General features: G+C 41.0%; 16 protein-coding genes. 13 read left to right on the top strand and 3 right to left on the bottom strand.

The genetic code is table 11. The features are described 5' to 3' along the window. Positions 1 to 111: 111 nt before the first annotated feature. The 10 genes from IGK82_RS12515 (at position 112) to IGK82_RS12470 (ending at position 12922) form a co-directional block, all read left to right on the top strand. Positions 112 to 1356, top strand: coding sequence for a competence/damage-inducible protein A (locus IGK82_RS12515; RefSeq protein ID WP_010710870.1), 1245 nt, complete (start codon positions 112 to 114; stop codon positions 1354 to 1356). Positions 1357 to 1469: 113 nt separating this feature from the next. After that, positions 1470 to 2516, top strand: coding sequence for a recombinase RecA (gene recA, locus IGK82_RS12510; protein WP_002354860.1), 1047 nt, complete (start codon positions 1470 to 1472; stop codon positions 2514 to 2516). A gap of 396 nt (positions 2517 to 2912) precedes the next feature. Then, complete coding sequence (gene rny / locus IGK82_RS12505) at positions 2913 to 4469, top strand: ribonuclease Y (RefSeq protein WP_002354863.1); 1557 nt, start codon at positions 2913 to 2915, stop codon at positions 4467 to 4469. 159 nt (positions 4470 to 4628) lie between these two features. Continuing rightward, positions 4629 to 5426 (top strand): TIGR00282 family metallophosphoesterase, encoded by a 798-nt coding sequence (locus IGK82_RS12500; RefSeq protein WP_002354864.1) that lies wholly within the window; start codon positions 4629 to 4631, stop codon positions 5424 to 5426. 73 nt (positions 5427 to 5499) lie between these two features. Further along, complete coding sequence (locus IGK82_RS12495; RefSeq protein ID WP_002359008.1) at positions 5500 to 5886, top strand: RicAFT regulatory complex protein RicA family protein; 387 nt, start codon at positions 5500 to 5502, stop codon at positions 5884 to 5886. Further along, complete coding sequence (mutS, locus tag IGK82_RS12490) at positions 5887 to 8463, top strand: DNA mismatch repair protein MutS (RefSeq protein ID WP_002354867.1); 2577 nt, start codon at positions 5887 to 5889, stop codon at positions 8461 to 8463. A 31-nt stretch (positions 8464 to 8494) separates the two neighbouring features. Continuing rightward, a complete protein-coding gene (gene mutL, locus IGK82_RS12485; RefSeq protein WP_430605114.1) occupies positions 8495 to 10627 on the top strand; it encodes a DNA mismatch repair endonuclease MutL in 2133 nt (710 codons plus the stop codon). Positions 10628 to 10651: 24 nt separating this feature from the next. Further along, on the top strand, positions 10652 to 11206 hold the full coding sequence (locus tag IGK82_RS12480; protein WP_002354869.1) for a Maf family protein: 555 nt from the start codon (positions 10652 to 10654) through the stop codon (positions 11204 to 11206). Positions 11207 to 11338: 132 nt separating this feature from the next. Next, complete coding sequence (gene msrB, locus IGK82_RS12475; RefSeq protein ID WP_002354871.1) at positions 11339 to 11776, top strand: peptide-methionine (R)-S-oxide reductase MsrB; 438 nt, start codon at positions 11339 to 11341, stop codon at positions 11774 to 11776. A 174-nt stretch (positions 11777 to 11950) separates the two neighbouring features. Then, a complete protein-coding gene (locus IGK82_RS12470; protein WP_002381060.1) occupies positions 11951 to 12922 on the top strand; it encodes a ribose-phosphate diphosphokinase in 972 nt (323 codons plus the stop codon). A gap of 53 nt (positions 12923 to 12975) precedes the next feature. Here the strand turns inward: IGK82_RS12470 and IGK82_RS12465 are convergent, their stop codons facing one another. Continuing rightward, positions 12976 to 13509, bottom strand: a complete 534-nt coding sequence (locus IGK82_RS12465; RefSeq protein WP_016622578.1) for a CPBP family intramembrane glutamic endopeptidase — start codon at positions 13507 to 13509, stop codon at positions 12976 to 12978. A gap of 283 nt (positions 13510 to 13792) precedes the next feature. On the opposite strand from IGK82_RS12465, the gene IGK82_RS12460 reads away from it, so the two are divergent. Further along, entirely contained in the window at positions 13793 to 13918 is a 126-nt protein-coding gene (locus IGK82_RS12460; protein ID WP_002383214.1) for a hypothetical protein, read from the top strand. A gap of 284 nt (positions 13919 to 14202) precedes the next feature. Here the strand turns inward: IGK82_RS12460 and pgmB are convergent, their stop codons facing one another. Continuing rightward, a complete protein-coding gene (gene pgmB / locus IGK82_RS12455) occupies positions 14203 to 14853 on the bottom strand; it encodes a beta-phosphoglucomutase (RefSeq protein WP_016622579.1) in 651 nt (216 codons plus the stop codon). 14 nt (positions 14854 to 14867) lie between these two features. Further along, positions 14868 to 17612, bottom strand: a complete 2745-nt coding sequence (locus tag IGK82_RS12450) for a glycoside hydrolase family 65 protein (RefSeq protein WP_016622580.1) — start codon at positions 17610 to 17612, stop codon at positions 14868 to 14870. Between the two features lie 261 nt (positions 17613 to 17873). Between IGK82_RS12450 and treR the strand changes: the two genes are divergently transcribed. Together treR and IGK82_RS12440 are read left to right on the top strand one after the other, a co-directional pair. Next, complete coding sequence (treR, locus tag IGK82_RS12445; RefSeq protein ID WP_002367455.1) at positions 17874 to 18587, top strand: trehalose operon repressor; 714 nt, start codon at positions 17874 to 17876, stop codon at positions 18585 to 18587. 395 nt (positions 18588 to 18982) lie between these two features. Continuing rightward, positions 18983 to 19705 carry a WxL domain-containing protein gene (locus tag IGK82_RS12440; protein ID WP_016622581.1) on the top strand — a complete coding sequence of 241 codons (723 nt, stop codon included), beginning with the start codon at positions 18983 to 18985 and terminating at the stop codon, positions 19703 to 19705. Positions 19706 to 19714: the final 9 nt, after the last annotated feature.

Below are 19714 nucleotides of genomic sequence, written 5' to 3'. Positions count from 1 at the left end.
TTTCCTGATAAAAAAATTATTTCCTGAAGCTCAAATTCTTTTGTAAAAATTTTGTTGTGCTAAAATGGAAAGTGAGTTTAACTACGTATGTTATTAGAGAAGGGGAAATCAATGAAAGCAGAAATCATTGCAGTCGGAACAGAATTATTACTGGGACAAGTAGTGAATACCAACGCCACCTTTTTATCAGAAGAGTTAGCTGCGCTAGGCATCGATGTTTACTATCAGACCGTTGTTGGCGATAACGGCGGCCGCTTAGAAACGCTACTAACAGAAGCAGAACAAAGAAGTGATTTAATTGTCCTTTGTGGAGGGCTAGGACCTACAGAAGACGATTTAACCAAGCAAGTTGTCGCACAACATCTCCATAAATCATTAGTAGAAGATCAAGAAGGATTGAACCGCTTGCACCAGTTTTTCCAACAGTCTAAGCGGCCAATGACGGAAAATAATCTACGACAAGTGTTAGCCATTGAAGGTGGACAAGTTCTTCAAAACCCGACAGGATTAGCGGTTGGTTCTTTCGTAACAGAAGGCACAACAAGCTATTTGCTCTTACCAGGACCACCCAATGAATTAATTCCGATGTTCCAACAAGCGGCACGACCTTTATTGATTGATGCGTTTCCACAAGAAGAACAATTGATTTCAAGAGTCTTGCGTTTTTATGGGATTGGTGAATCACAGCTGGTGACCGAGATTCAATCGTTGATTGCGCACCAAACGAATCCAACCATTGCGCCTTATGCTAAGCCTAATGAAGTGACACTTCGTTTAACAGTTAAAACAAAAGACTTAGTAGCTGGCGAAGAATTATTAACAGCGACGGAAGAAAAGGTTTTAGCTAAAGTGGGAGACTATTTTTATGGGTATGGGGATGACAATAGTTTAGCCAAGGTAACAGTGGATTTGTTATTACAAAACGGGCAAACCGTCACGGCTGCTGAGAGCCTCACTGCTGGCCTATTCCAAAGTACACTGGGGGAAATTGCGGGTGCTTCGAAGATTTTTAAGGGAGGCTTCGTGACGTATTCGCAAGAAACAAAAGAGAACTTTTTAGGAATTTCTCATGAACTTTTAGAAGAGCATGGCACGGTAAGTGAAGCGTGTGCCAAAGAAATGGCAGAGAAAGCGCGTCAGTTAGCTAAATCTAACTATGGTTTATCATTTACTGGGGTCGCTGGTGACCCAATCGAAGGTCAACCGACAGGCACTGTTTGGATTGGGCTGGCGGAAGAAGGCCAACCAACCGTTGCAGAATGTTTCCATTTTAACCGTGACCGAAATTATATTAGACAGAGTGCGGTTATGCGAGGGTTAGATCTTTTGCGGCGCCGAATCATTAATAAAAAATAAATATGCGAATGTTTGTTCGGTTTTTTCTTGCTTTTTTGGTACAAAAGAGATATGATAGACCTACTAACAGGAAATGAAAAATAAGTTTATATAAATTAAAGGAGGATTATCCATTGGCAGATGATCGTAAAGTGGCTTTAGATGCCGCACTGAAAAAAATTGAAAAGAACTTTGGGAAAGGCTCTATTATGAAATTAGGCGAAAAAGCTGATCAAAAAATTTCAACTATCCCTAGTGGTTCTTTAGCGTTAGATGTTGCATTGGGCGTAGGTGGGTATCCACGTGGCCGAATTATTGAAGTATATGGTCCTGAGAGTTCAGGTAAAACAACTGTTTCTTTACACGCAATTGCAGAAGTGCAACGAAATGGTGGAACAGCCGCTTTTATCGATGCTGAGCATGCATTGGATCCTCAATATGCGGAGAAACTAGGCGTTAACATCGATGAATTACTTTTATCTCAACCAGATACGGGCGAGCAAGGCTTAGAGATTGCCGATGCCTTAGTTTCAAGTGGTGCGATTGACATCGTTGTCATCGACTCGGTTGCTGCGTTAGTTCCTCGTGCAGAGATTGATGGTGAGATGGGAGCGAGCCATGTCGGCTTACAAGCTCGACTAATGTCTCAAGCACTACGTAAATTATCAGGCTCAATTAATAAGACAAAAACAATTGCTATTTTCATTAACCAAATTCGTGAAAAAGTTGGCGTGATGTTCGGAAATCCTGAAACAACTCCTGGTGGACGTGCATTGAAATTCTACGCAACGGTTCGTCTAGAAGTCCGTCGTGCAGAACAGTTAAAACAAGGAACAGACATCGTCGGTAACCGCACAAAAATTAAAGTCGTTAAAAACAAAGTGGCGCCACCATTTAAAGTGGCAGAAGTTGATATCATGTATGGCCAAGGTATTTCCCAAGAAGGCGAATTACTAGATATGGCTGTGGAAAAAGACCTTATCAGTAAAAGTGGTGCTTGGTATGGCTACAAAGAAGAACGAATTGGCCAAGGCCGTGAAAATGCCAAACAATACATGGCGGATCATCCTGAAATGATGGCAGAAGTGTCTAAATTGGTCCGTGATGCATACGGCATCGGTGACGGTTCAACCATTACAGAAGAAGCAGAAGGTCAAGAAGAATTACCCTTAGACGAATAAATAACGAGTGAATACGACTCGTTAAGAAGAAGGACAACACTTACTGAACAGGACAGGTGTTGTCTTTTTTTGTTTAGAACTAAATTGTTAAATAGACTGTTGTCCATGTCCGAGCCCATCCACATCAAGCAGCTTAGTCAAACAGCAGACTATGCGGCGTTTGTTCTAAAATTTAAACAATTCGTGACGGCGGAAACCTAAAAATGTGACGTTGTCTAATATTTGCTGCCCTTTCCAAAAGAAAGGGCTTTTTTAAGTTGACACCTTTCGCGACAAACATTAGAATAAAATTGTGTGTATGCACAAATATGCAAGTAGGCATATTGATAATTGATTTTAGTTTATCAAAAAACTACAAGATATGAATTAACAAAAAGATAGTATGGAGGTGGAAATATGGTTTTAAATATTCTCCTCGCTATCGTCGGTTTGATTGTCGGTCTTGGTTTAGGATTTGTTATTGCAAAGTCACGTCATGATAAAGCAATAAATGGTGCAAAAATTTCAGCGTCGAGTATTCTCGAGAACGCTCGGAAAGAATCAGAAACACTGAAAAAAGAAGCATTGCTAGAAGCTAAGGAAGAGAACCAGAAGTATCGTTCAGAAATTGAAAGTGAGTTGAAAGAAAGCAGATTAGAACTTAAATCTCAAGAAAATCGTTTAATTCAACGGGAACAAACGTTGGATCGTAAAGATGACTCTCTTGAAAAACGTGAAGGCTCACTGGAAGAAAAAGAAGAGAAACTTGGTGCTAGACAGCAATTAATTGATGAGCGAGAAAAAGAAGTAGAAAACTTAATTAATCAGCAACATCAAGAATTAGAACGAATTGCTTCCCTTTCAAAAGAAGAAGCAAAATCGATTATTATGAAGTCAACAGAAGAAGAGTTGAATCATGAACTAACCTTGATGGTCAAGGAGTCAGAACAACGTGCCAAAGAAGAATCTGATCGCAAAGCGAAGAACTTGCTTTCCCTAGCAATTCAACGTTGCGCCGCCGATTCTGTTTCTGAAACAACTGTTTCCGTGGTCACTTTACCAAATGATGAGATGAAAGGTCGCATTATTGGTCGTGAAGGACGTAATATTCGTACATTGGAAACATTAACAGGGATTGACTTAATCATTGATGATACGCCAGAAGCGGTTGTGTTATCCGGATTTGATCCAATCAGACGAGAAATCGCTCGAATGACCTTGGAAAAATTAATCCAAGATGGTCGGATTCATCCCGCTCGTATCGAAGAAATGGTAGAAAAATCACGTAAAGAAATGGATGAACGGATTCGTGAATACGGAGAACAAGCAGCCTTTGAAGTAGGTGCTCATACGTTACATCCTGATTTAATTAAAATTTTAGGCCGTTTACGTTTCAGAACAAGTTATGGTCAAAATGTCTTGAACCACTCAATCGAAGTAGCAAAACTGGCTGGCGTTTTAGCCGCCGAATTAGGCGAAGATGTTCAATTAGCCAAACGTGCAGGTTTACTACATGATATTGGGAAAGCATTAGATCATGAAATTGAAGGTTCTCACGTTGAGATTGGCGCAGAATTAGCTGCGAAATATAAAGAAAATTCAGTAGTTATTAATGCCATTGCCTCGCATCATGGTGATGTGGAAGCAACCTCAGTTATTTCTGTTTTAGTGGCAGCCGCAGATGCGTTATCTGCAGCCCGTCCAGGTGCACGTAGTGAATCGTTAGAAAACTACATTCGCCGCTTAGAAAACTTAGAAAATATTTCTAATAGTTTTGAAGGCGTTGATTCAAGTTTTGCTGTTCAAGCAGGACGTGAAGTTCGTGTCATGGTGAAACCAGAAGAAATTTCTGATTTAGAATCTGTTCGTTTAGTTCGAGACATTCGGAAGAAAATTGAAGATGACTTGGATTATCCAGGACATATCAAAGTAACGGTTATCCGTGAAACACGTGCCGTAGACTATGCGAAATAAAATAAAAAGCGAATAAGTATCGCGTGTAGTGTCTCAACGAACAATTGCAAGAATTGTTCGTTGAGACACTTTTTTTAATCTTTTAAAACCAAAACTTTCTTTTCAAAGCGAAAACAACTATAATAAACAAGAGATGTTAAAAAGAGAAGAGGAACCTTTTTGCGTATATTATTTATAGGAGATGTTGTCGGTTCTTTAGGAAGAGAAGCCCTAGCAACGTATGTCCCTAAATTAAAGAAGAAATATCGTCCACAAGTGACCATTGCCAATGGTGAAAATGCGGCATCTGGTCGGGGAATTACTGGCAAGATTTATAAGAAATTTTTGCAAGATGGTGTCGATGTTGTTACGATGGGTAACCATACGTGGGACAACAAGGATATCTTTGAATTCATTGATGATGCGAAGAAAATGGTTCGTCCAGCGAACTTTCCAGAAGATGTGCCTGGTCAAGGAATGGTTTTTGTGAAAGTCAATCAATTGGAACTAGCGGTGATTAATTTACAGGCCCGCACATTTATGGTGCCATTGGAAGATCCTTTCAAGAAAGCCGCCGAGCTAGTGGCTATCGCTCGCAAACGGACACCGCTCATTTTTGTGGATTTTCATGGCGAAACGACGAGTGAAAAACAAGCCATGAGCTGGTTTTTAGATGGCCAAGTTTCAGCCGTTGTTGGAACACATACGCATGTTCAAACAAATGACGCTCGGATTTTACCGAAAGGGACAGCCTTCTTAAGTGATGTCGGTATGACCGGACCTTATGATGGGATTCTAGGAATGAAGCGTGAACCGATTATTGAGAAGTTTATGACAGCATTGCCGAAGCGCTTTGAGGTAGTCGAAACAGGGCGGACGATTTTATCTGCCTGTATTTTAGAGATTGATGACCAAACGGGCCAAGCGAAGATGATTGAGCCGATTCAGATTAGCGAAGATCGCCCGTTTCAAGAATAATAGAAGAAAAGTTAATCTCGGATCATTAAGAGGTTAACTTTTTCTGCTCTTATAGAAAAAGTGCCGGTGAAAGATGAAGGTGAAAAAAATGGAGCCGTTGAATTTAGATGCACAAAGTAATAAAGAATTAGAAAAATTGTTACATTTAATTGGACAAGATGAAGTCATTCAGCGCTACCAAGCGATTGAAGAAAAGGTAAAGAAAAACAAAAAGCTGACAGAATTAGTGGAAGAAATTAAAGCTGCGCAAAAAGATGCGGTTCAATTTGCTCACTATGGCAAACCAACTGCTGAAAAAGAAGCCATTCAACGAGCTGATGCGAAAACAAAAGAATTTGATGAGCACCCACTCGTTGTAGCCTACCGCGAACAACTGATCGAAGCCAATGACTTAGTCCAACATGTCACGGCGCTCATTCAATACCGCGTGAACGAAGAGCTAGAGAAGGAAGGGAATTAAATGCCACAAAAGACAAAAAATACACCCATGATGGAACAATATTTATCCATTAAGGCCCAATACAAGGATGCGTTTTTATTTTATCGCTTAGGTGATTTTTATGAGTTATTTTATGAAGATGCTATCAATGCAGCGCAAATCTTAGAATTGACGTTAACCAGTCGTAACCGCAATGCGGATGATCCGATTCCTATGTGTGGCGTTCCTTATCATGCCGCGCAAGGCTACATTGATACGTTGATTGAGCAAGGCTATAAAGTAGCGATTTGTGAGCAAGTGGAAGATCCAAAGACTACCAAGGGCATGGTCAAACGAGAAGTGGTCCAGTTGGTAACGCCAGGAACGGTGATGAATAGTAAAGGCTTGGAAGCCAAAGACAATAATTACTTAACCGCTGTGCTAACAGATGGTAATCAGTTCGGTTTTGCCTATGTAGACTTGAGTACAGGCGAATTAAAAACAGCAGTCTTGGCTGATGAAGAGGGCGTTTTAAACGAAGCTTCTGCGTTGCAAACAAAAGAAATGGTCCTAGGTTCAGGGATCCCTGAATCGTTAAAAGAGAACTTAAGTTTACGTTTAAATATCATCTTTTCGACACAAGAAACGGTGGAAGAAAATGCCGAGTTTAGTTTTTTAACCAATGAACTGATTAATCCATTAGAAATTGAAATTACAGGCAAATTATTATCTTATTTATCCGTTACCCAAAAGCGGAGCTTGTCCCATATTCAGAAAGCTGTGGAATATCAGCCAGATCATTTCTTGAAAATGGATCATTATTCTAAATTCAATTTAGAATTGAGTCAGTCGATTCGAACAGGGCAGAAAAAAGGGACTCTTTTGTGGCTATTAGATGAAACGAAAACAGCTATGGGCGGACGTTTATTGAAACAATGGTTGGATCGTCCGCTGATTCAGGAACGTCAAATTAAGGCGCGTCAAGAAATGGTGCAATCCTTATTAAATGCCTATTTTGAACGCTTAGATTTGCAAGCAGCATTGACGAACGTGTATGATTTAGAGCGGTTAGCAGGACGCGTGGCATTCGGCAGTGTGAATGGGCGTGATTTAATTCAATTACGGACTTCTTTAGAACAAGTACCAACGATTCGACAGTTAATTGTCGGGATCAATCAAGGGGAATGGGATGATTTGTTAGTCGACTTAAACCCTGTTGAAGATTTAGTGGCATTGATTGCGACGGCGATTAATGAAGAAGCCCCTTTACAAATTACTGAAGGAAACGTTATTAAGGACGGCTATAACGACCAATTAGATGAATACCGTGATGCCATGCGCAATGGTAAGCAATGGTTAGCGGAGTTAGAAGCGAAAGAACGCCAAGAAACAGGGATTAAAAACTTGAAGATTGGCTACAATCGGGTCTTTGGTTATTTCATTGAAATCACTAAGTCAAATTTAGCGAATTTAGAAGAAGGAAAATACGAGCGTAAGCAAACATTAGCTAATGCGGAGCGCTTTATTACGCCCGAACTAAAAGAACTAGAACGTTTAATCTTAGAAGCTGAAGAAAAATCAGTTGAACTAGAATATCAATTGTTCTTGGCCGTGAGAGAACAAGTGAAAACGAACATTGATCGGTTGCAAACACTGGCTAAAACCATTAGTGCGGTTGATGTTTTACAATCTTTTGCAACAATTAGTGAACGGTATCAATACGTTCGACCAACGTTAAGAAGTAACACGAAAAATTTGGCGATTGTCGAAGGACGACACCCAGTCGTGGAAAAAGTTTTAGGGCATCAAGAATACATTCCAAACAGTATCCGCATGAACCCAGAAACAGATATTCTCTTGATTACTGGACCAAACATGTCAGGGAAAAGTACCTACATGCGTCAATTGGCTTTGACGGTGGTCATGGCGCAAATTGGCTGTTTTGTACCAGCGGAAAGTGCTGAAATGCCAATTTTCGATCAAATTTTTACACGGATTGGGGCCTCTGATGATCTAATTGCAGGGCAAAGTACCTTTATGGTAGAAATGATGGAAGCCAACCAAGCACTGCGGCACGCCACGCCTAACAGCCTAATTTTATTTGATGAATTAGGACGCGGCACAGCAACCTATGATGGGATGGCGCTAGCGCAAGCCATCATTGAATATATCCATCGTGAAGTACAAGCCAAAACGCTATTCTCTACACATTATCATGAACTAACTGTTCTAGATGAAACTTTAAAAGGCTTGAAGAATATTCACGTGGGCGCTGTCGAAAAAGATGGCGAAGTGGTCTTTCTTCATAAAATGATGGAAGGACCTGCTGATAAGAGCTATGGGATACATGTTGCTAAAATCGCTGGTTTACCAAGCCCGCTTTTAGAACGAGCAGCCACCATTTTATCCGCTTTAGAAGCGGAAGAAACAACGATTCCAAGTTCAGTTCATCATGAAGAAGTTTCAGAAGTCCATGAAGAAACCGAGCAACTTTCATTATTTAAAGAAGTTTCAACAGAAGAATTAAGTGTCATTGACACATTGAAGAAAATGAATCTATTAGAAATGACACCACTAGATGCGTTAAACATGCTTCATCAATTGCAAAAACGTATCTAATTAGGAACCGAACCGGTTAGGAGGTCGTGAAATGGGGAAAATTCAAGAACTATCCGAACAACTAGCCAACCAGATTGCTGCTGGTGAAGTTGTTGAACGTCCCGCTTCTGTCGTCAAAGAATTGGTGGAAAATGCACTGGATGCAGGAAGCACCCAAATTGATATTTTTATTGAAGAAGCTGGCTTGAAAACCATTCAAATTATTGATAATGGTGAAGGAATTGCCAAAGAAGATGTACTGAATGCCTTCAAACGCCATGCCACAAGCAAAATTCATACAAGAGATGATTTGTTCCGAATTCGCAGCTTGGGGTTCCGAGGCGAAGCCTTACCAAGTATTGCCTCAGTTTCTGAAATGATTGTCGAAACTGCCACAGCTGAGGAAGAAGAAGGCAGCTATGTGATTCTAAAAGGGGGCAAGGTCGAAGAAAACCGACCAGCAGCCCTCCGTAAAGGCACAAAAATGACCGTTTCTAATTTATTTTATAATACGCCCGCTCGTTTGAAATACGTCAAAACGATCCAAACGGAATTGGCCAATATTGGTGACATTGTCAATCGTCTGGCGTTAAGCCACCCTAAAGTCGCTTTTCGCTTAGTTCATGACGGCCACAAAATGATGAGTACAACAGGCAATGGCGATTTAAAACAAACGATTGCGGGAATTTATGGCATTAGCACCGCAAAGAAAATGTTGAAAATTGAAGGAAAAGACCTTGATTTTACTTTGACAGGGTATGTTTCATTGCCAGAAGTCACACGGGCCAGCCGTAACTATTTATCAACGATTATCAATGGTCGTTATATTAAAAATTTCGCGTTAAATAAAGCAATTGTAGCCGGCTATGGTTCGAAACTAATGGTGGGGCGTTTTCCAATTGCTGTGTTAGAAATTGAAATGGATCCGCTGTTAGTCGATGTCAATGTCCATCCTACTAAGCAAGAAGTTCGTTTAAGTAAAGAAAAAGATTTAATGGCATTAATTGAACAGGCGATTCAAGAAGTGTTGAGCCAAGAACAGTTGATTCCCAATGCGGCAGACAATTTGCGTTTTAAAAAGAAACTACCGACAGAACCTAAAGCCGAACAAATGGAAATTCCTCTATCGACTGAACAACCTGCGGTAAAACAACGACCGGGCAGCTTAAGCTATAATCCCGCAACGGGTCGCTTCTATGCGGAACATGCGACAGACGAAACACCAGTCTCAAGCGCCCCTGAAGCTGTCAACCAGACAGAAAGAGCAGTGGACCCAATGGACGACCCATTTGCGCCGCCAGTGCCAGAATCAACGAGTGTAGCGGAAGAAACGTCAGCTTACGAAACCTCTTCGGCAGCTGTTGATTCCGAAAATCATTGGGAAACAGCTAGTAATGAGCAACAGATAATAGCCGAAGAAACGAGAATAACTGAAGTATCTGATTCAGAACCTTCTCTGCGTTCATCAGAGGCTGCTGACGAGGTTTTCCAAGAAGAAATGAAACTTCACCCAGAATTCGATGCCAATAGCGCTGCGAGTCAAAGAGAACTGAAACAAGCCCTGAATAAGTTGGAAGAAGAACGACCAACAGAACGTTTTCCTGAGCTAGAATACTTCGGTCAAATGCACGGAACTTATTTATTCGCACAAAGCAAAGATGGCCTGTTTATTATCGACCAACACGCTGCCCAAGAACGAATTAAATACGAGTACTTCCGTGAAAAAATTGGCGAAGTCAGTGATGATTTACAAGAACTATTGGTACCAATCGTTATTGATTATCCAAATAGCGATGCCTTGAAAATTAAAGAGCAGAAAGAAACCCTTGCGGAAGTCGGCATCCATTTGGAAGACTTTGGACAAAATAGTTTCATTGTGCGGGCGCACCCAACTTGGTATCCTGCAGGCGAAGAGGAAAGCATTGTTCGCGAGATGATTGACATGTTGCTAACAACTGGCTCGGTCAGCGTGAAAAAATTCCGTGAAGCAACTGCCATTATGATGAGCTGTAAGCGATCCATCAAAGCCAATCATTACCTCAATGAGCAACAAGCACGCGTGCTATTAAAAGATTTAGCCTTGTGCGAAAATCCGTTTAATTGTCCGCATGGACGTCCGGTGCTGATTCATTTTACGAATTCAGATATGGAACGAATGTTTAAACGCATTCAAGACCCCCATTAAAAAGAAACGAGGCGTCATCATTTTATGCAAATTATTTTAGCATCCCAATCTCCTCGCCGTCAGGAGTTATTAAAGCGTGTGGTCCCAACTTTTACGATTGCACCAGCCGACATCGATGAAACTGTTGGCAAAGACGGCTTACCAGCAGAATATGTGGCGCAAATGGCTGCCCAAAAAGCAGCGGCTATAGCAGAGCAATCCCCCGAAGCACTAGTCATTGGCTGCGATACAATTGTGGCATTGGCGGGAGAGATCCTCGGCAAACCCACTTCTCGGGAAGACGGTTATCGCATGTTGCGCCTCCTAAGTGGCAAAACACATGACGTGTATACAAGTGTGACGTTGAAACAAGGGGAAAAAGAACGCTCCGCGACAGTTCATTCAACCGTGACGTTTTATCCACTGACAGACACGGAAATCCATGCTTACTTAGATACCGCAGAATATGCCGACAAAGCAGGCGCTTATGGTATCCAAGGACAAGGAGCATTACTAATTGAAGCAATCGCTGGCGATTATTACGCCATTATGGGTTTACCAATTGCCAAAGTAGCCCGACTACTAAAAGAATTCAACTAATAAAAGACAGTCCTTTTCATTCGTCAAAAAGAGAAAGGACTGTCTTTTACTATGCAAACTATTAGGTGCCTGTTTGGCAAACGTGGTATCATTGAACCCAATAAATTGAACAGAAGAAAAGGAGTGGACAGAATGACAAAACCAACAGAAGAAGAATTAAAACAAACCTTGACGGATCTTCAATATGCCGTCACACAAGAAAACGCAACAGAACGCCCTTTTTCAGGAGAATATGATGACTTTTACCAAGACGGAATCTATGTAGATATTGTTAGTGGCGAACCGTTGTTTAGCTCCCTGGACAAATACGATGCTGGTTGCGGCTGGCCATCCTTTACCAAACCAATTGAAAAACGTGGCGTCAAAGAAAAAGCTGATTTTAGTCACGGCATGCACCGAGTAGAAGTTCGTAGTCAAGAAGCGGATTCACATTTAGGGCATGTTTTCACTGATGGCCCACTCCAAGAAGGCGGCTTACGTTATTGCATTAATGCGGCAGCTTTGAGATTTGTGCCAGTGGCAGATTTAGAAAAAGAAGGCTATGGCGAGTACCTTTCTTTATTCAAATAATCCTCATTTTTTAGACAAATACGATAAAATAGTTAGAAGAAAGCGACTTTTGATGAATATCTTGTATGAAATACAGAAAATCTCTTGATTTATTTGGCTAGGACTACTATTATTTTAGAAGGAAAGTATTGTTCAGTTTTAACGAATTGGCTGAAATAGAAAGTGGAGGTTCTAATGTCGAAACATTATTTTGATCCAAGATTGAAAATCTTTTCTTTGAACTCTAATCGTCCCTTAGCAGAAAAAATTGCGGATGCTGTGGGTGTGGAGCTAGGAAAGTGCTCTGTAACACAATTTAGTGATGGCGAAATTCAAGTGAATATTGAAGAAAGTATTCGTGGTGCACATGTTTACGTCATTCAATCAACAAGTAGCCCTGTTAACGATAACTTAATGGAACTATTAATCATGATTGATGCGTTAAAACGTGCGAGTGCTAAAACAATTAACGTGGTTATGCCTTATTATGGGTATGCACGTCAAGACCGTAAAGCACGTGCCCGGGAACCAATCACTGCTAAACTTGTTGCAAACATGATTGAAAAAGCTGGCGCAACAAGAATGTTGACATTGGACTTACATGCGGTCCAAATTCAAGGATTCTTTGATATTCCAGTGGATCATTTGATGGGTGCACCATTAATTGCCGATTACTTCATCGAACACGGCATTCAAGGCGATGACGTCGTTGTTGTTTCCCCTGACCATGGTGGTGTAACGCGTGCGCGTAAATTGGCAGAATTCTTAAAAGCACCAATTGCGATCATTGACAAACGTCGTCCAAAAGCGAACGTAGCAGAAGTAATGAATATCATTGGTCATGTGGAAGGCAAAACATGTGTCTTAATTGATGACATGATTGACACAGCGGGGACAATTTCTCTTGCTGCAAACGCATTGAAAGAAGCCGGAGCAAAAGACGTTTACGCTTCTTGTACACATCCCGTTTTATCAGGACCAGCCTTACAACGTATTGAAGATTCAGCAATTGAACGCTTAGTTGTAACAGACTCTATTTACCTATCTGATGATCGTAAAATTGCTAAAATTGACGAAGTCAGCGTTGGTGAATTAATCGGAGATGCGATTAAACGTATCCACGAAAACAAACCAGTTAGTCCGTTATTTGAAACAAAAAATAAATAATTATAAAAACCGCCCACATCATTTTTCTGATGTGGGCGGTTTTTTTTTGTGTATTATAAATTATTTAATAGCAAATGAATAGCAAGAGGATACGTGAGATTGTTATTACAGAAATAATAGGTAGAGGCTAAAACCCAGCCCATTCCACAATAAAAAAGCATGGAAATTGATGGTAATAGTCCATGGCTAAGACAAAAAAAAAGACCAGAAAAAAATATTTTACATAAGACACTTCGAGAGGTGTTTTTTATAAAAAATAAGTTCATAAAAATGCCACGAGTCAGGAGTTCTTCTATTATAGGTGAAAAGAGTCTAGTATGAAGGGCCATTAAAACAGGTGCTACATTTCGGACTTCATTAATATAATGTTGATTTTCTGGAGTAGGAATGCGTGAGAAAAGTAAATTTAGAATAATAGAAAATAAGAACATGCCAATAGCTAGTAATAGACTTTTAAAGATAGCTTGCTTTTTTTTCTTTACTATTTTTTTATAGAAAACTGATAGCACGATAATAATAATTAAAGATAGTACACTATCAAAGATAATCAAGGCTTTTTCGTTATTTTTTATAGCTATTAAGCTCATTCCGGTTAATGCTTCTATGCTGGGTAGGGCTGTCAAAAAAGTGAACAGGAGATAAAGAAGTGTTTTTTTCTTTGTAGATAATTTTGTTTCGATACTATAACAACCTCCTTTTCTATTTTGTCAGAATGATATGTTTACAAATTGAACTACTAATCAAGGAATAAAAAGGAAATGAAAAAATGATGCTTCCTCTATTGTGAGTTTTATTATAATTAGATAAAATATAGATGTCAAAAAGATTAAAAAGGTTGGAGCTTTAAAAATATTGGAAAGGAGTATACAAATGAAAAAGATAACTGAACGACCAATTGTCAAAATCTTAATTAAGATTTTGATGTTTGCCCTATGTTTTTATGCGGGGATAAAATTCGTTGATTTCATTTTTCCGTTAGTAGGATTTAAACAATAAGCAAAAGAAATGAACGTGGAGACAAGCACAAAGGACCGTGAACTTCGTTGCTAATAGTAAAGTATTGGTCCTTGGAAACTAAAAAGCTGTTAAAAATGACAATAAAAAATAACCGTCAACTTTGATCAAGTACGGTTATTTTTAATTAATCCAAAAGGTCACCGTCTCAAATGGCTCTACACTAGAGAGGTATGTTGACGCATATCTCTCTTTTCATTTACATTCTAGCATAGATACAATGTAGATGAAAAGAGGTGCCTGCTGCTAAAGGTTCTTGTCCTTCTTTAGCGATTGAGCAGTGCATCAACGCTTAGTTCAGTCATTTCAGAAACTTGCATGTCGGCTCCGATTAAGGGTTGGCTGGCCGACAAGCCGACGGCATAGATGCCCGCGGCTTTCAAGCCGTCAATGCCTGATTGGGCATCTTCAAAGCCAATGGCGTTTTGCGGTAGCACGCCAATACTGTCAGCGGCGGCTAAAAAGATTTCAGGATCAGGTTTGCCTTTGCTTAATGAGTCGGGATCGACAACTGTGGCGAAGTACGCGCGCACGCCTAATTTTTCCAAAATCAGGGGCGCGTTTTTTGAAGCCGAAGCCACGGCACAGGGAATGTGACGTGCTTGGGCTTGCTGTAGCAATGGCACGACACCAGGTAAAACATCTTCTGTCGTTAAATGTTCTAATAATTGAACGTAGTGGTCATTTTTTTGCTGAGCTAAGGCTTCTTTTTCTGCTGGAGTAAACGCATTTTCACGGTGGCCATGGGCTAAAATGCGGTCCAAGGAGTCCATCCGACTAATGCCTTTTAATGTTTCGTTGAAGGTTTCGTCAATGGAAATGCCTAGCGAATCGGCCAACGCTTTCCAAGCTTGATAATGAAATTTGGCGGTGTCTGTAATGACACCATCCAAATCAAAAATAAATCCAATCGTCATTGTGGTTCGCTCCTTTATTGATAATGTACTTCTTTTGGTCGTTCGGCGGTTAACGGAATCAACGCGCCCTGAACCAATAATTGTGTGTCTTTATCTGCTGTAATCGTGACACTGGTTTGTGTTAATGAAAATTGATACGTCACGCCTTGATGAATAAACTGGAACGCCAGCGCTTGCCAATGTTCAGGTAAGTTTGGACAAATTGATAACTCGTTCTGGCGCGTGTCAACGCCTGCATACGTTGCTAAAGTAACGTGGATCGTCGCAGCCATGACCCCTGTATGAATCCCTTCAGCGGTCGTGCCACCTTGAATGTCACGATAATCGGAATACAACGCTTCTTGATAAAGTTGCCAAGATAGCTCATGGAATTGCGCCATTTCTGCCAATTGGGCATGAACAATTCGTGACAAAGTCGAACCATGAGACGTCCGTTTTAGATAATATAAAAGATTTTTTTCCAAATAATCCGCAGGCAATTGATACCCTAAATCTTCTAAAATTTGATCCACCCGAGTTTTGTCTAAGTTGTAGAACAACATTAACGTGTCGGCTTGTTTCGCCACTTTGTAATCATCGGGAGATTCCCCTTCGGCTTTTAAAATTCGATCCATGCGGTAAATATTGCCGTATTTCTCTTTCATCGCCGCCCAGTCAATCTCTTTTAAGCCGAAATACCCTTCATATTGCGCAATAATACCGTCAGAATTAACTTCAATTTCCAGTGAATTTTGAATTTGCTGCATGCGGGCTAGATCAGCCGAAGAGGTCTGCGTTTTGGCAAAAAGTTGTGCCTGTTCTTCCTCAGAGAAAAGTGCCAAAATGTTGGTTAATTCTTCGAATAGCCAAACCACCATCAAATTCGTATAGGCGTTGTTTTTCAAGCCGCTTTCCGCTTGGTCTGGATAGCCCTCGTGAAACTCATCAGGTCCCATCACTTTATCAATAAAGAACCGTCCTGTTGCGTCATCTAACGTCGCAGCGCTGTTCCAAAATTGAGCGATTTCTAACAACATTTCGCCGCCATATTGTTTCATAAATTCATGATCCTGTGTACTATGCCAATACAACCAAGCATTGTAAGCAATCGCTAAGGACACATGTCGTTGCAGAATACTATGATCTTCGCCCCAATGTCCATTCAACGGATTTAAGTGAAGTTTTTGCGTGGTTTCACGCCCATCACGCCCTGATTGCCACGGATACATTGCGCCACGATACTGGCTGGCCGCCGCATTTTCCTTCGCTTTCTCTAATCGGTGGTAACGATACAGCAACAATTGTTTCGCTGTGTCAGGATAATGTTGAATATAAAAAGGTAAAATAAAAATTTCATCCCAGAAAATATGTCCACGATACGCTTCACCATGCAAGCCTCGGGCGGTAATCGAGACGTCCAATGCTTGGGCTTGGTTACTAAAAGGCGAAGCCGAAGCCAGCAAGTGATAACTGTGAATCCGTAAAAGTTTTTGAGACATCAAATCGCCTGTCACGGTAATGTTGGCTTGTTGCCAAAGGGTTTGCCAAGCGCGGGCGCTTTCCTGAGCGGCGGCCGCAAAAGAGTCCCTCGGCGTAAACGGTACTTGCCAACTTTGTTCGGCGTGGCTGGCTTGCACAAAGACTTGTTTTTCTAGCGTATAGCGCGTTCCTTGGTGCGCCATCACGGTCACCACTTGGGCGATTTTTTCCGCTTCTTCTTGAATCGTAATCGCTTCTTTTTCAAAAAAATCACCAGTTATCAAGGCCGTTTCTCGGACGCTTAAGTTGGATTGATTGGTACAAACCTCAATCACGGTTTTGTTTTCCTGCGCGCTTAATGCTGTCACCTGAAAATGTTTGGCTGTTAAGTTACGATACCGCGCCACGTTATAGTTGTAGACACTGCCATCCGTGACGGTTTTCAAAGTAATCGGGGCCGAAAAGTTTAACGGCTCAAACGTATATTGCAGATGATAGTCATTCGGCTGTGCCATATTGGCGATTTTTTTCGTCGTTAATTTAATTTGCTGATTGTCCGCATCTTTCAAAATCATTTCTGCGACAAACAATCCCGTTTTCAAGTTCAATTGACGGTGTAATTGTTGTAGCGTGTCTGGGGAAATCGTTAACCAGTCAGTGGCATCGCCAATTTTTAAAGCGATGTGTTGGTTGTCAGGAGCATTGACGAAATCTTCATTTTCCACTACTTGACCCGCAACTTCCGAAGCCGCTGTATTATAAAGCCCCGCAATGTAGGTTGCTGGATAATGATCATCAGAAATCGTCATCTCAGGTGTCGTGCCGCGCAAGCCTAAAAAGCCATTGCCGACAGTTAACAGGGACTCCACCGCATATTCATTTTTCCCAGGCACGTAGCCATAATAATCTAAATGCCAAGCCAAATACTGCCGTTTTTCTTCAAATGCTGCCAGCAGATTCGGTGCCGCCGCTTGTTCGGCTGCCGTTAAAAGTGGCGTGTTCAACTGTTCCGCGAATGCTTGAATCACCGCTTGCGGAACCAGCGCCAACGTTTCCTCTGGCGAAAAGAAATCCGCTGGAAAATCAGCCACAATCCCCCCCAGAATCGGCGTAGCCTCTGCCAAAATCAATTGGCACAGCTCAGGAACCGTTTCTTCGATAGTCAAGGCTTCAAAAGGGAACGTTTTTTGGTGAAGCGGTTCCAATTTATGGTTAAAAAAAGTCGTCGTTAGTTGGTTCGTTGCGAATGTTAATTCTAAAATGGTCATGTTTGGCGCCTCCTCGTAAACTTGTATAGACATGTTGTGTTTGACTACAGTATAGTATGAACGAATCAGAATTACAAGGATTTTCCCCAGATTCTTGGGAAAACTTTTCCAGAAGGGGGCAGCAACAGACTACGCTGGGTCCGAAAAAAAGGCGGTCAAGCAGTGGTTTGGCTGGGGGAGTTTGTGGCGTAAGCAAGGCAGAAAGTGCGGGGGATTTTTCTGACCAGCTCTAGGTTTTTCGGAGGGAATATGCTATGCTTTTAGAAAAGAAATTGTTGGTAGAGGAGGATCGGCATGAACAAGTTTCATGACATATTTTTAGAATTAGAACAACAAATTGTCCAAGGCGACTATCAGCCAGGCGATTTATTACCTAGTGAAAATCAATTAGTGGAAACCTACAATGTTTCCCGTGAAACAATTCGGAAAGCCTTGAATTTACTAATTAACGCTGGCTACATTCAGAAAAAACAAGGCAAAGGCTCGATTGTGCTCAACTTTAAAAAGTTTAATTTTCCTATTTCAGGGGTGACCAGTTACAAGGAGTTACAACAAACGCAACATATTGAAAGTCATACTCATGTGGTTTCCTTAGAAGAAATTCCTGTGGAGCGCAACTTGGCTCAGTTGACTGGTTGGAGGGAAGGGGCCCCTGTGTGGCGCTTAGTTCGGCAACGGGAGATTGAAGGGGAAGTCGATATTTTAGATATTGATTACTTGATTAAAGAGATTGTCCCAGAACTGCCGAAACACCGTGCCGAAGATTCGATTTTCGATTATCTTGAAAACGACCTTGGCTTGGCGATTAGTTACGCCCAGAAAGAAATTACCGTGGAACCGCTCACAGAGATGGACAAGCAGCTGATTGGTGAAGTGGAAGGCAATCATGTTGTCGTGGTCCGCAGTATCATGAACTTGGAAGATACCCGCTGTTTTGGCTATACGGAATCTCGTCACCGCTTAAACAAATTTAAGTTTGTGGAATTCGCTCGTCGCCGTAAATTGTAAGTCTTAGTGACGAACAAATATAAAAACGGCTGTCATTAAATAAAAAATTACGGTTTTTTCGCTGTAACTGCGAATAAATGTATAAGATTTTAGGAGAAAACGTCACAAAGTTAGAGTTTGACCTCTACTTTGTGACGTTTTCTCGTTGTTTATTAAAGCATTTTTTCGGAAAAACCATTAAATAACAGCCAAAAATATCAATAAGTGTTGAAAAAAAGCCTTTAAACTAAGGGGAAACGTTGCTTTTAAAGGAAATGTTGTTTTTTTGCAAGAACTGTTCAATATTTAAAATCACAGACAAGGGGGAATCTTGTATAATAAAGCCATAGCTTCAGTAGCACCGAAGAAACACCTAGGGCGCACTGGGAATTCAAGATGTTAAAGGAGATGTACATATGAAAAAGAAAATAATGGCAAGTTTATTGGTTGGTAGTACCGTAGTTGGCGCAAGTTTGGCTCCCCTTTCGGCACAGGCTGTAACGACAGGGAATACGCCTGTATCTGTGGGATTTGAAGGGGGAAGTTTGCCAGATGGTAATGGAGATGGAAACACTGTGAGGCCAGATCCAGGCGCTACAAATAGCAATTTTGATTTACTGTTTATTCCCAGAGAATTTGATTTTGGAACACTATCGATTTCTGATGATTTAACTCAACCGATTCCTAATAAAAAAGATACAGATATCACTCAGGCTGCTGGAGAGGCTGAAGCAATTGGCGTAGGGGATATGCGGGGAACTAAAGAAGGGTGGCATCTGACTGCTCAATCGATGGGTATGAAGCTCGGCGATGAGAGTTTGGAAGGCAGTATTACAAATAGTACAATTAATTTGTATTCATTAGACTATGATGCGGAAACTAACACGTATACTTCTAAAACTGCTAATCTTGCCGACCCAGTAGCTAAACCCGAAGTTATTAATGCAAGAAATTGGTCGCTGCCTTTAGGTGGCGAAGCCGTTCTTATAGCTAATGCAACAGCAGGAAAAGGGCAAGGACTATGGAAGTTTACAATGTTTAGTACCTCTTTAAATATCACCACTTCAGCGAACAATATCAAAGCAGGGAACTACACAGGGAACATCACCTGGAACCTCGTCGCAGGACCATCTATCTAAATACAAAGA

The sequence above is a fragment of the Enterococcus sp. AZ197 genome (assembly GCF_050556405.1).
GTDB lineage: Bacteria > Bacillota > Bacilli > Lactobacillales > Enterococcaceae > Enterococcus > Enterococcus faecalis.
This window is presented reverse-complemented; position numbering and strand designations above follow the sequence as displayed.